The organism is Modestobacter marinus (genome assembly GCF_019799945.1).
GTDB lineage: Bacteria > Actinomycetota > Actinomycetes > Mycobacteriales > Geodermatophilaceae > Modestobacter > Modestobacter marinus_B.
Genome location: NZ_JABGCH010000053.1, coordinates 1 through 13,520, shown reverse-complemented (window position 1 = coordinate 13,520; position 13,520 = coordinate 1). Strand labels below are relative to the sequence as shown.

The following is a 13,520-nucleotide window of genomic DNA, read 5'->3' as shown; positions in this document are numbered from 1 at the left end:
ACGGCGGCGTGATCTGTACACGCACGTCGCCGTCCAGGTCGACCCGGAGGAGGGCGCCACGATCGACGCCGGGCGCGCCCGGACGTACCTGGAGAGCTACTTCCACGGCGCCCGGGTGTCCCTGTACTGGGGCAGCATGGAGCACTTCGTCAAGGAGCTGGCACAGGCCTGGGGTGCGCGGAGATGACCGCCACCGACACGCCCCCGCGGGTGGGCAACCCCTACGTCGGCCCGACGTCCTTCCGTCTCGGAGACGCTCTCTACGGACGGGACCGCGAGCGGGAGAACCTGCTCGACCTGCTCGAGGCTGAACGGATCGTCCTGCTGTACTCGCCCTCCGGGGCCGGGAAGACGTCGCTGATCCAGGCCGCCCTGATCCCGTCCCTGCGGAACGACGGCTTCGAGGTGCTGCCGATCATCCGGGTCACCCACGCGCTCAAGCCGCGGCCCGGGATGCCCGAGCCCCGCAACCGCTACGTGATGAGCGTGCTGCTCTCCCTCGAAGAGGGGGTGCCGCCGGCGAGCAGGCGACCGGTCGCCGAGCTGGCGACCCTGACGCTGCGCGAGTACCTCGACGCCCACGCCGACCGGGACGGCCGGCCGGGCAACGAGGTGCTGGTCTTCGACCAGTTCGAGGAGGTGCTCACCGCCGACCCCACCGACGAGGCGGCCAAGCAGGAGTTCTTCAAGGAGCTCGGCCAGGCGCTGCACGACCGGGACTACTGGGCGTTGTTCTCGATGCGGGAGGATTTCCTCGCCGCCCTGGACCCCTACCTGCGGCACGTCCCCACGCGGTTCCGGACGAGGTTCCGGCTGGACCTGCTCTCCGTGGACCAGGCGCTCGAGGCGATACGCCGCCCCGCGCAGGAAGCGGGCGTCCACTTCACCGAGGAGGCCGCCCGGCAGCTGGTGGACGACCTGCGGACCGTGCGCATGCAGCGGCCGGGCGGGGTCACCGAGGTGCTCGGCTCCTCCGTCGAGCCGGTCCAGTTGCAGGTCACCTGCCACTCGCTGTGGTCAATGCTGCCCTCCGATGCCACGGAAATCACCCGTGCCGACGTGCAGGCCTTGGGCAGGGTGGACCAGGCGCTGGCCGGCTACTACGCCGAGCGGGTCCGCACCGCGGCCGAGCGGACCGGGGTGCCCGAGCGGGCCATCCGAGAATGGGTCGAGGAGCGTCTGATCAGTCCGCGGGGTCTACGCAGCCAGGTGCTGGAAGGCCCCGAGGCCTCTGGGGAGGCCGGGCACCGCCTGCTGGACGAGCTTGTCGACGCCCACCTCGTCCGCGTGGAAACCCGCCGGCAGGCCACGTGGTACGAGCTGGCGCACGACCGGCTGATCGAACCCATCCGGCGGGACAACGCCGCCTGGCGCGCCCAGCACCTGTCCTCTTTCGAGCGCGTGGCCGCGCTGTGGGAGCAGGACGGCAAGCCGGACCGCCTGCTCCTGCTCGGCGCGGACCTCGCCGCCGCGGAGGAGGAGGACGTCGTCCGGGCGGGCGCGCTCACGCACCGGCAGCAGGAGTTCCTCGAGGCGTCACGGCGGGCCGACAAGCAGGTGCGCAGGGACCAGCGGACGGCGGCGGTTCTCCGGCGCTCCGCACGGCGACTGTGGATCGCGTTCGCCGTGGTGACGCTGCTCCTGGTCGCTGTCTCCGTGCTTTACGTGCGCGCCGACAGGGCGTCCGATCTGGCCTCGGCGAGGGAGCTGGCCGCCCGTGCGGACCGGCTGATGAGCGCGCGCCCCGATCTGGCCATCCTGCTCGGCCTGCAGAGCATGAGCCTGGCGGGCGCCCAGGAGCCGGACCCTCCCCCGGGGCTGGTCACCGGGCTGGCGCAGCTGACCCACCGCACCACGGCGCTGCTCGACGGCCACGATGGGGCGGTGTTCGATGCGGCGTTCAGCCCAGACGGCGCCGCCCTGCTGGCCACCGCCGGCGAGGACGCGACGGTGCGGCTGTGGGACACCGCCACCGGTCGGCCGCACGGCGAGCCGCTCGAAGGCCACACCGGCGCGGTGAAGGCCGTGGCGTTCAGCCCCGACGCCGCCTTGCTGGCCACCGCCGGTACCGACCAGACGGTGCGGCTGTGGAACACCGCCACCGGGAGGCCGCACGCCGCGCCGCTCGAAGGCCACACCGGCGCGGTGACCGACGTGGCGTTCAGCCCCGACGGGACCCTACTGGCCACGGCCGGTACCGACCGGACCGTGCGGCTGTGGGACACCGCCACCGGCCGGCCGCAGGGCGCGCCGCCGGCCGGTCCGCACGGTCACGTCGGTGCGGTGACCGCGGTGGCGTTCAGCCCCGACGGAGTCGTGCTGGCCAGCGCCGGCGACGACGGAACGGTGCGGCTCTGGGATCCCGGCACCGGCGCACCGCGGGGCGCGCCGCTGGAGGGCCACACCGACACGGTCACCGCTGTGGCGTTCAGCCCGAGCGAGCCCCTGCTGGCCAGCGCAAGTACGGACGGAACAGTGTGGTTGAGGGACACCGCCACATTTCAGCCGCGCGGCGCGCCGCTGGAGGGTCACCGCGGCGCGGTGACCGCCGTGGCCTTCAGCCCGACCGAGCCCCTGCTGGCCAGCGCCAGTACCGACCGGACGGTGCGACTGTGGGACAGCGCCACCGGCCGTCCGCACGGCGGTGCCCTGGCCGGCCACGACGGCGCGGTGACCGCCGTGGCGTTCAGCCCGGAAGGGGCCTCGCTGGCCAGCGCCGGCGGCGACGAGACGGCGCGGATCTGGCAGGTGGCCGACACCTACTCCTTCCGCAGGCCACTGGCCGGCGACCCCGGCGTGGTCAGTGGGGTGGCGTTCAGCCCGGACGGGGCCCTGCTGGCCAGCGCCGGCGGCGGCGACGGGACGGTGCGGCTGTGGGAGACCGCCACCGGCCGGCCGCGCGGCGATCCGCTGACCGGCCACACCGGCCCGGTGTTGGGGGTGGCGTTCAGCCCGGACGGGGCCCTGCTGGCCAGCGCCGGGGTCGACGGAACGGTGCGGCTGTGGGAGACCGCGACCGGCCGGCCGCGCGGCGATCCGCTGACCGGCCACACCGGCCCGGTGTTGGGGGTGGCGTTCAGCCCGGACGGGGCCCTGCTGGCCAGCGCCGGGGTCGACGGAACGGTGCGGCTGTGGGAGACCGCGACCGGCCGGCCGCGCGGCGATCCGCTGACCGGCCACACCGGCCCGGTGTTGGGGGTGGCGTTCAGCCCGGACGGGACCCTGCTGGCCGGCGCCGGTGGCGACGGAACGGTGCAGTTGTGGGAGACCGCCACCGGCCAGTCGCACAGCGCATGGCGGGCCCCTGACACGGGCAGGGTGACTGCGGTGGCGTTCAGCCCGGACGGCGCCCTGCTGGCCATCGCCGGCGGCGACGGGACGGTGCGGGTGTGGGACGTCGCCACCGGCCGGCCACACGGCGCGCCGCTGACCGGTCACCTCGATCGGGTGAGAGGGGTGGCGTTCAGCCCCGACAGCACCGGTCTGGCCAGTGCAGGCGCCGACGGAACGGTCCGGCTGTGGGACACCGCCACCGGTCGGCCGGCCGGCGAGCCGCTGCAGGGCCACATCGACGCGGTGAACGCGGTCGCGTTCAGCCCGGGGGGGCGCCTGCTGGCCAGCGCCAGCACCGACGGAACCGTGCGGTTGTGGAACACCGCCACCGGCCGGCCGGCCGGCGAGCCGCTGGAAGGCCACAGCGGTGAGGTGTGGAGGGTGGCGTTCAACCGCGACGGCACCCTGCTCGTCTCCGCGGGCACGGATCAGACGGTGCAGTTGTGGGACCTGCGCTGGTGGAATCGGCCGCCCGCGGACTGGGTCGAGGTCGGCTGCGGGCTGGTCAACCGCAACCTGTCCCGAGACGAGTGGGAGCGGCTCGCTGAGAGGCTGCCGTACCAGCGGACCTGTCCCACCCTGCCGGCAGGGAACGGTGCACCGGAAGATGCCCCTCCAGCCCAGTACTCCTCGTAGCCGGCGAACTTGACTGCCGCGCGGTGCGGGCGAGGCCCCGACGAGTGGAGCGCATCCGGTATCAGGAACGAATCTGTGGGCTCTGTTCCATCGGACAATAGCTCAGCAAGCTGGAGATCACCAAGGAGAGATTGTAGCGATGCTCGACCTGCGACGCTCCGCGGCCGCGGCGCTCCTCGTCGGTGCGGCCATGATCCCGGCTCTCGCGGCCACTCCCGCGTACGCGGTCGGTTATTCATCTGCCGTCGTCGTGGCAGCTGCTGCCGACTGGACGTACGTAGCGACCTATAACGACTTCGCCTCGTGCGATGCCGCGGGTTGGGCTTCTGGCTATGCCCACCACTGCGTCGCCTCCAGCTTCGTGCCCGGGGGGTACGACCTGTACCTCTGGTTGTGAGCAGCTGGTCCGGCGGGTGAGGAGATCCGCCGCGCCTGGCCCGGGGTGACTCGCTGCGCCAGCTCGCCCGCACGCTGGGCCGTGGGCTGTGTCAAGGATCTTGGACAGGTCCTCGTGGTTGATCACGCTGCGGCGGTCGCCGCAGTCCGGTCGTCGGTGAGCGCTTCGAACGGAGTTCGGTAGCCCAGCGTCGAGTGGAGCCGTCGGCGGTTGTAGAACACCTCGATGTAGGCGGTGGCGATGCTCAGCTGCGCGCCGGCGGCCAGGGTGCGCAGGTCCAGGCGGTGGCGCAGCGGACGGTTCCGTCACCGGGTTGCCCGGAGGTGCGACGAAGTCCTCTCGCCTCACAAGCGTGGGTCTCATCCAGGACGCGACCAGCTTCAAGGTCCAGTCGAACGGTCAGATGTGAGCCCGCCTCCCACACGAGAAGCCGATCTGCCGGATCCACCGCTTTCGCCGGCACCGCAGCGCGTCTACTGCGACGCCTTGCAGCCGTGCCTGCGGAGTCGGCCCCAATGACGTCGTGCCTCAGCCGTGCAACAAGCACCGGTCAAGCCCGGTGGTCAGCGGTCAACAGGGGTCGGGATCACTGAGGCACGAAGGCAGCGCCGACGCCCAGCTGAACTGGGCAGACCGGCATAGGAGCTGGCCGGTAGGTGGAGCGGGTGACCGGGATCGAACCGGCATGGCCAGCTCGGAAGGCGGGACCTGTACGAGTGTCTCCGCAGGTCAACCGCTCGTTAGGCCTACTAACAGGGCCCGCGTGACCACTATGTGACCAATCGTCCCTCGGCTAACCCGGCCGCTCGTTGTCGTCCGGCGGCTTGGTGACCGCTCCAAGCATGGCGTCGCGGGCCCGGGCAATGTCGGCGTCGCGGTCGTCGGCGGCGTGCTGGTAGAGGAGGGCGGCGGCGGGAGAGGAGTGGCCGAGCCGGCGCATGAGCTCCTTGGTGGTCGCGCCGGTGGCCGCGGCCAGGGTGGCGCCGGTGTGGCGGAGCTCGTTCGGCCGGACCGGAGGCAGGCCGATGGCGTCGGCGGCGCGGCGGAAGGGCGAGTTCCCGTTGCTGCGAGCGAGGTAGCCGCCGGAACTGGTGGAGAACAGGAGGGCGTCGGGAGAAGAGGGGACGTGCTTCTCCAGGTGCTCCTCCAGCACGGCCGCGATGGCGGCCGGGAGGGTCACGGTTCGGTGTCCAGCTTCGGTCTCGGGTTCGCCGACCACTCGGTACCGCGCGGTACGACGGGGCGACGGCGCGATTTGCCCTTCGGTAGCCATCGGCACGAGGCTCGCCTGTGCGCTGGATCACGGGCCGGTCACGAATGCCGGGTGTGCTTGTGCTCGCAGCTCAGGGTTCTGGAGACTGTCCGCCGGAATTCCTCCGTGAACCCAACGATTAGGTGGACTACCCATGCTGCGACGGCCTACCTGGACCGCTGCGATCTCGGCCGCGCTCGTGCTCGGCCTCGCCGCCTGTGGCGGCGACAGCGGCGGCGACTCCGGCGGTGGCGGTGGCGGTGGCGGTGGCGAGGCCGCCGGCCGGGTCGGCGTCATCCTCCCCGACACCGAGTCCTCGGTTCGCTGGGAGAACTTCGACCGCCCGTACCTCGAGGCGGCCTTCGAGGAGGCCGGCGTCGAGGCCGACATCCAGAACGCCGAGGGCGACGCCCAGCGGATGACAACCATCGCCGAGCAGATGATCACCGAGGGCGCCACGGTCCTGGCGATCGTCAACCTCGACTCGGCCTCGGGCGCGGAGATCCAGGAGCAGGCGGCCGCCGAAGGCGTGCAGACCATCGACTATGACCGGCTCACGCTCGGCGGCACCGCGGAGTACTACGTCTCTTTCGACAACATCGCTGTCGGCCGCCTGCAGGGCGAGGGCCTCGCGCAGTGCCTCGGTGAGGACACCGAGGCCAACATCGCCTTCCTCAACGGCTCGCCGGACGACAACAACGCCACGCTGTTCTCGCAGGGCGCACACGAGGTGCTCGACCCGATCGCGAACTACACGCAGGTGGCCGAGCAGGCCGTCCCGGGCTGGGACAACCAGCAGGCGGCGACCATCTTCGAGCAGATGTACACCCAGGCCAACGGTGAGATCGACGGCGTCTACGCCGCCAACGACGGCCTGGCCAACTCGGTCATCCAGATCCTCCAGCGCAACAACGCCGCCGGCATCCCGGTGACGGGTCAAGACGCGACGGTGGAGGGACTGCAGAACATCCTCGCCGGCAACCAGTGCATGACCGTCTACAAGTCGGTCCGGGACGAGGCCAACGCGTTGGCGGAGCTGGCCGTCGCGCTGATCAACGGCGAGGAGGGCCAGACCACCGGTGAGGTCGAGGACTCCGAGGGTGGTCGGAGCGTCCCGTCGGTGCTCCTGGAGCCCCAGGCGATCTTCCGTGACAACGTCAAGGACGTCGTCGACGACGAGTTCGTGAGCGCCGAGGACCTCTGCACCGGCGAGTTCGCCGCGGCGTGCGAGGAGCTCGGCATCTCCTAGTGGTCAGCGGTCGCCGGGGCGTCCAGAATGGGCGCCCCGGCGGCTGTTGCCGCTGTGCCACCGACTCGACCGAGAGGCCCGGCGTGTCCGCACCGACCGACCGTCCCGAGGACGGCACCCCCACCCTGGAACTCCGCGGCGTCAACAAGAGCTTCGGCGCGATCCAGGTCTTACACGACGTGCACCTGAAGGTCTACCCCGGCCAGGTCACTGCGCTCGTCGGCGACAACGGGGCGGGCAAGAGCACGCTGATCAAGTCGATCGCCGGAATCCACCCGATCGACTCGGGCGACGTCCTCTTCGAGGGCCGGCCCGTCACGGTCACCGGCCCGAGGGACGCCGCCGCTCTGGGCATCGAGATCGTGTACCAGGACCTCGCGCTCTGCGACAACCTCGACGTGGTCCAGAACATGTTCCTCGGTCGGGAGCGCAAGACCGGCGTCGTCCTGGACGAGATCTCGATGGAGCAGGCTGCCCGGGACACGCTCAGCAAGCTCTCGGTCCGGACGCTCAAGTCCGTTCGCCAACTGGTCTCCAGTCTCTCCGGCGGTCAGCGGCAGACGGTGGCGATCGCCAAGGCGGTGCTGTGGGAGTCCAAGCTCGTCGTGCTCGACGAGCCGACCGCCGCCCTCGGAGTAGCGCAGACGCGGCAGGTACTCGACCTGGTCCGCCGGCTGGCCGACACCGGCCACGCCGTCGTCTTCATCTCGCACAACATGGTCGACGTCTTCGAGGTGTCCGACCGGGTGGCCGCGCTCTACCTGGGCCGCATGGCCGCCGACATCCCGATCTCGCAGGTGAACCGCGGCGAAGTCATCGAGCTCATCACGGCGGGCCGGTCGGGCAACCTCGGCATCGCTCCCGCCGAGGCCGCAGCCGTGGAGGTCTGAGCCATGTCCAGCACCATCTCCGCGCCCACCAGCTCGCAGGAGCCGGGTGGCGCTCCGTCCGGCTTCGAGGCCGACCGCACGTCGGACTCGCTGGGCGCCAGTGCCCGGGCATACGTCGACCGCGTCCGGGGCGGTGACCTGGGGGCTCTACCGGCGATCCTGGGCATCGTGGTCCTCGGCCTGCTGTTCTTCGCCCTGCGGCCCGAGACCTTCCTGACCCCGCGGAACATGGCGAACCTGGCCGACCAGGCGGCGCCGATCATCATTCTCGCGATGGGGCTGGTCTTCATCCTGCTGTTGGGTGAGATCGACCTGTCCGCAGGCGTGGTCAGCGGCGTCTGTGCGGCCGTGATGGCGAAGTTGCTCGCCGACGCCGGCGCACCCTGGTACGTCGCCGTCCTGGCGGCCATCGTGACCGGCGTAGCCATCGGCCTGTTCACCGGCAGCCTCGTCGGGATGATCGGGATCCCCTCGTTCGTCGTGACCTTGGCGCTGTTCCTGGGCTGGCAGGGCTTCACCCTGCGGCTCATCGGCGAGGGCGGCACCGTGCCGGTCCGTGACCCGGTGATCTCCGCGATCAGCGACAGGAACCTGCCGGTGACCCTCGGCTGGATCCTCGCCCTGCTAGTGATCGCGCTCTACGCCGCGCTGCAGCTGAACCGGTGGCGCACCCAGCGGACCAAGGGGCTGGCGCACCAGCCGCTGGCCGTGGTGCTGGTACGCATCGCGGTAATCGCCGCAATCGTCCTCCTCGTAACTGCGGTGCTGAGCGTCGACCGGGCTCCGGCCGTCGGTGTCGTGCTCGCCGGCATTCCGTACGCGGTGCCGCTCGTGATCCTCCTGCTGTTGCTCTTGACGTTCGTGCTCGGCCGGACCAGCTTCGGGCGGCACGTGTACGCGGTCGGCGGCAACGCCGAGGCGGCCCGACGTGCCGGCATCAACGTCACCAAGATCCGAGTGGCCGTCTTCGTGATCGGGTCGACTCTGGCGGCGATCAGCGGCATCGTCGCGGCCGCGCGCCTCGGGTCGGTGGCGCCGGGCTCCGGTGGCGGCAACACGCTGCTGTACGCGGTCGGCGCGGCGGTCATCGGTGGCACCAGCCTCTTCGGGGGCCGTGGGCGCGTGCGGGACGCCGTCCTCGGCGGTCTGGTCGTCGCAATCATCGCCAACGGACTCGGCCTGCTGGGCACCGAGGCGTACCTCAACTTCATCATCACCGGCGGCGTGCTGCTCCTGGCGGCGAGCGTCGACGCGCTGGCCCGGCGCCGCGCGGCAGCGACCGGTCACTAGGCGCGGACGCTGGATGCCGACGTTGACTCGTCGGCATCCAGCGCGCCAGCGGTTGCGTGTGCCCGAGCAGGGCGCGGTAGAGGCGGACGCGGTCGACTACGGCGGCGCGTCGACCAGCAGCCTGTCGCCGAGCCCGCGACCCTCCATGGGGTCGAGGAGCTCGCACGGCACCGCGAGCACCCCGTCCTCCGGGGGCGTTCCTGCCGGCCGGATCGCCACGCCGCAGTCGGCGCGGCCCGGAAGGCCTCTGGCCTCTCGAGGATCCACTGCGCGGTGACGGCGACGGCGCCGCTGGGCAGCGTGACGGTGACCAGAGCGACCGTCCCCGCAGCCGGGGGCAGGCAGGGGAACCAGGCCTGCACGGTGATGTCCACGTCGTCGGACGAGAGCCAGGTCATCGACAGGACTAACGGGTCGCGAGCGATCTTGTGCCTGGAGTGCCACGGTGCAGACGCCCCGAGGTGGATCAGGTAGGCCGCTCCGGCGAGCTTCACCACGGTGAAGACCGTGGCCGACGCAGCCAGGATCGCCGACAGGCCGATGAACGGTCCGGCGCGGTCGATGCCGATGAGCCTGAGGAGCGTCTCCGTCTCAGAAGCCGGTGCCGCACCCGCCTGCTCGAAGGCCTCATGCCGCCGGGTAGCGCTGGCCTCGGTTCCCGCTGGGTGCGCGGCACGACGGGTGCGGACCACCTGCCCGCCTCTCGACGTCGCGGACGACGGTCTCTCACGTCTGCGTCGAGGAGTCGACTTCGGTGACCAGGGGTCTTCCAGCTGATGACCTGTCTCTCCCCACCTGTCGGCCGATGCGGACGTCGACGTCCGGACGGGAGTGACCAGCTGGGGGCAGGTGAGGCTGGTGCCTGTCCCTGGGCTGGTCGCGGCTCCATGCCGGTGCCCACGCCCATAAGGGCGGCGGGCACCGGAGCGTGCGGCAGGGTCAGCGAGCTCCCAGGAGATGCTCGATGGCGTAGCGCTGGATGCGGGCGAAGCCGTATCCCTTGGTGCGGGGCTCTTCGAGCTCGTAGTCCTCGAAGGCGCTGCGATCGGCGAGCAGCTTGGCGTAGTCCTCTCCCGGCTCCAGGGTCGGTACATTTAGGTCGGCGACGCCGGCCTCCGCCAGGGCCTCCTGCACCCGCGGATCGGCCCGGAAGGCGTGTGAGCGCTCGCGCAGGGTCACGTAGAGCTCCATGTTGGCCAGCGCCGACTCCCACACCCCTTCCATGCTCTCGGTCCGCAGCGGCTTGTAGTCGAAGTGCCGGTCCCCGTCGTAAGTGGGGCCGCCTCCGGGGGCGCCGTTCTCCAGCAGATCCACGGTGGAGAACGCCTGCAGCAAGTCGCCATACCCGAACACCAGGTCCTGGTCGTATCGGGGACCCTTCTGCCCATTCAGGTCGATGTGGAACAGCTTGTTCTGCCACAGCGCCTGCGCGATCCCGTGGGTGTAGTTGAGGCTGGCCATCTGCTCGTGCCCGGTCTCAGGATTGATCCCCACCATGTCGTGGTGCTGGAGCTGGGAGATGAACGCCAACGCGTGCCCGATCGTCGGCAGCAGGATGTCGCCGCGCGGCTCGTTCGGCTTGGGCTCGATGGCGAACCGCATTCCGTAGCCCTTGTCAATCGAGTACTGCGCCAGCAGGTCGATGCCCTCGCGGTAGCGGTCCAACGCACCCCTCACGTCCTTGGCGAAGTCGACCTCCGAGCCTTCCCGACCACCCCAGAAGACGTAGATCTGCGCACCGAGTTCGGCCGCGAGATCCATGTTCCGCATGACCTTCCGCAGGGCGTACCGGCGGACGGAACGATCGTTGCTGGTGAACCCGCCGTCCTTGAACACCGGGTCGCCGAACAGGTTCGTGGTCACCATCGGCACCACCAGGCCGGTCTCGGCCAGCGCAGCTTTGAACTCCTCGATGATCCGCGTCCGCTCGCTGGCGCTCGAGCCGGGCGGCACCAGGTCGTCATCGTGGAACGTGATGCCGTACGCGCCCAGCTCGGCCAGCTTGTGCACCGCCTCTACACCGGCCAGCACCGGCCGCGTGGCCTCGCCGAACAGGTCACGCGCCTGCCAACCCACCGTCCACAGACCGAAGCTGAACTTGTCCTCACGGCTGATGGTCGGGGTCACGAGATGCCTCCATTGACGTCAGGTCGGGATCGGGTCGAGCCGTCGACCCGGATGTGACGCGCACATAGTGCGCCGAGGGATCTCTGGGTCGCCAACGGACCGAGGTGCTAGCTGACTGACCCGACGGGCAGTACCCGCGAACTCGCATGACCAGTAGCGGAGTGCTCAGGCAGCGCCGAGTACAGCAACCGGTACACAACGCGGTGTGAACGACCGCGAACGCCTGTGGCCGGCAACACCGCAAGAGGCGCGCGCCGAGGGACGCGAGTGTCCGGCAGCGAAGGGGACGCCGCTGTCTGGGCAGCCAAGAGATGGCAGCTTCGGTGTTCCCGACGTACTGAGCCCAGCTCGTGGTCCTCGGTTGGGGTCAGTACGTCGATCACGCGGCCTCAGCGTGGTGCCACGATGGTGGCCCAACGGCAGCGTCTTTCAACGGCGAGCGAAAACTGACCCCGTAGCGGCAGGCGGGTTCTACGCCGCCAGGGCGTCAGTTTTCAGGTGCCGCCGACAGCGTCCAGGTTCGTCCATCGGGGTCCACCGACGACATCACATGCGTCGGACGTGCGGAGACGAACCCTTGCGGACCACCGCGAATGCCCTCAGCCCCTGGCTGTGTGGCACGCGCCGGGCGCGTTCAGCAGCAGGGCCGTCGCCACCTCGGAGGGGACGTCGTCGCAACCTTGGACGGCATGCGGCGGCCAGGAGACCCGCTCTCCTTCCAAGAGCCATGGGGATGACTTCAGGGCCACCCCCGGCGCCGCTCAGTGTTGTGTGGGCGGTCACCGAGGCTGTCACTGGCTGACCAATGCGCCTGTGTCGCTTGGTCTCAATCGACGGTCATCGTCCACGACCCGGTCACACCGTCATGATCGCCGGCCTCACCTTCAGCGGGACGGTTCCGCAGTAGGGCGTGGTCTGGTTGACCAGGGGGTCCTGGCCCCTACTGCTGATGTTCGACGTACGGATCGAAAGCGTGCTGGACCACCTCGGCCCGTACCTGACGACCAGGACCGACGACGGGGGGGACGTGGGCGGCCGCGAACAACGTCGAACCGGCCCATGCCGTTCTACGCTCGCGGTTCCCCACGTCGAGTCGTCGATTACCGCGTTGGGCCACCTCCCGCTCGACGGCCTCGACCACGCCACCCACCGTGAGCAGGCCAGCCTTATCCGCCGCCACTCATCAAGCGAGCCGACATGACCAACGAGGCGAGGATGCCTGACCCAGCACCAGACCGGCGTGTCGCATCAGCCGTGGGCCTCGGTGGCCCGACGACGGCGCGTGGACTCTAATACTGAACATCCACGCCTTCCTGGGGGTTCTCGATGCCGCATAGCCCAACCCGCTCGATAGCGGGCACAGTCGCCGCGATCACCGGAGGGAGCGCGGGGATCGGTGCAGCGACAGCCCGGGCGCTAGTTGAAGCCGGTGCCAAGGTCGCGGTGGGCGCCCGGCGCAAGGACCGCTTAGCTTCTCTTGTCGGCGAGCTCGGCGACGAGAACGCCGTCGCGGTTCCCGGGGATGTCCGCGACGCCCAGTACAACGATGCCCTCGTCGCCGCGGCGGTTGAGAAGTGGGGCCGGCTTGACACGATCGTCGCCAACGCGGGGATCGGCGCGTATGGCGGCATCTTGGATCTCGACGACGCCGTGCTGCGGGAGATGGTCGAGACCAACTACTTAGCCACCGTGTGGAGTGTGCGGTCGGGAGTGCGCCAGTTCCGTGCGCAGGGCGACGGCGGCGACATCGTCATCGTCAGCTCGGTTGCCGGCTTCCGTGGTGGCGCCGACGAAGCTGTCTACGCGGGCACCAAGTTCGCCCAGGTGGGGCTGGGCGGCTCTCTGGACCGTGAGCTCCGGACGGAAGGCATGCGAGTGACGCTGATCTGCCCGGCGGGGACCGCGAGTGAGTTCGCGATCGGCGCCGGCCGGGAGGAAGGGTCCCCCGAGCTCGAGTCGTACCTGCGGCCCGATGACGTAGCCCACGCCATCCGCGTCGTCCTTGAGCAACCCCGCTCAGTCCGAACCACCGTGTGGCAGATGTGGAGCAGTCAGCAGCAAAGCTGACAACCGTCGCATCCGGCGCTCATCGCAGACCGCCCCCTGGCGCGGCCGCGATCGCCTCGACGAGGTCAGTGCGCCCGGAGCTTGAGGTCTTCGCGAGCCCTGCACGCGTTCCGTCTCCGGCGTGGTGGGTCAGATGCTCCAGCGGCTCGCGGCAATCCAGGCGTGTCCTGGACGCTGCTGTGACCTGTCGATGGCGCCGCCGGTCGTACTAGTGCCGGGTCAGGCAACCTTCGCCCTCTTGATGGTCTCGGCTCGGCGGATGACTTTGCGGAGCTGGGG

10 protein-coding genes are annotated in these 13,520 nt (G+C 70.3%); 7 read left to right on the top strand and 3 right to left on the bottom strand.

Annotation, left to right across the window (positions count from 1 at the left end):
- The 3 genes from HK417_RS23535 to HK417_RS23525 all read left to right on the top strand — a co-directional run.
- A partial coding sequence (locus HK417_RS23535; RefSeq protein WP_222272868.1) for a hypothetical protein occupies positions 1-187 on the top strand: 187 nt, incomplete at its 5' end.
- A complete protein-coding gene (locus tag HK417_RS23530) occupies positions 184-3,969 on the top strand; it encodes an nSTAND1 domain-containing NTPase (RefSeq protein ID WP_222272865.1) in 3,786 nt (1,261 codons plus the stop codon). The genes HK417_RS23535 and HK417_RS23530, both read left to right, overlap by 4 nt.
- Before the next feature lie 139 nt (positions 3,970-4,108).
- On the top strand, positions 4,109-4,366 hold the full coding sequence (locus HK417_RS23525; RefSeq protein WP_222272863.1) for a hypothetical protein: 258 nt from the start codon (positions 4,109-4,111) through the stop codon (positions 4,364-4,366).
- Between the two features lie 793 nt (positions 4,367-5,159).
- On the opposite strand, the gene HK417_RS23520 is transcribed toward HK417_RS23525, so the two are convergent.
- Positions 5,160-5,639: a site-specific integrase gene (locus HK417_RS23520; protein ID WP_261327666.1), complete on the bottom strand. Its 480-nt coding sequence runs from the start codon at positions 5,637-5,639 to the stop codon at positions 5,160-5,162.
- Between the two features lie 133 nt (positions 5,640-5,772).
- Here HK417_RS23520 and HK417_RS23515 point away from each other — a divergent pair, with 133 nt between their 5' ends.
- From HK417_RS23515 to HK417_RS23505, 3 genes are all read left to right on the top strand, one after another.
- Positions 5,773-6,867, top strand: a complete 1,095-nt coding sequence (locus HK417_RS23515; protein WP_222272857.1) for a sugar ABC transporter substrate-binding protein — start codon at positions 5,773-5,775, stop codon at positions 6,865-6,867.
- A gap of 83 nt (positions 6,868-6,950) precedes the next feature.
- On the top strand, positions 6,951-7,757 hold the full coding sequence (locus HK417_RS23510; RefSeq protein WP_222272854.1) for an ATP-binding cassette domain-containing protein: 807 nt from the start codon (positions 6,951-6,953) through the stop codon (positions 7,755-7,757).
- A 3-nt stretch (positions 7,758-7,760) separates the two neighbouring features.
- Complete coding sequence (locus HK417_RS23505; protein WP_222272840.1) at positions 7,761-9,047, top strand: sugar ABC transporter permease; 1,287 nt, start codon at positions 7,761-7,763, stop codon at positions 9,045-9,047.
- 96 nt (positions 9,048-9,143) lie between these two features.
- On the opposite strand, the gene HK417_RS25940 is transcribed toward HK417_RS23505, so the two are convergent.
- Both HK417_RS25940 and xylA read right to left on the bottom strand, forming a co-directional pair.
- A complete protein-coding gene (locus tag HK417_RS25940) occupies positions 9,144-9,266 on the bottom strand; it encodes a hypothetical protein (RefSeq protein WP_261327665.1) in 123 nt (40 codons plus the stop codon).
- Between the two features lie 720 nt (positions 9,267-9,986).
- Entirely contained in the window at positions 9,987-11,174 is a 1,188-nt protein-coding gene (gene xylA, locus HK417_RS23500; protein ID WP_222272837.1) for a xylose isomerase, read from the bottom strand.
- Positions 11,175-12,500: 1,326 nt separating this feature from the next.
- Between xylA and HK417_RS23495 the strand changes: the two genes are divergently transcribed.
- Complete coding sequence (locus HK417_RS23495) at positions 12,501-13,241, top strand: SDR family oxidoreductase (protein ID WP_222272834.1); 741 nt, start codon at positions 12,501-12,503, stop codon at positions 13,239-13,241.
- Positions 13,242-13,520 lie beyond the last annotated feature (279 nt).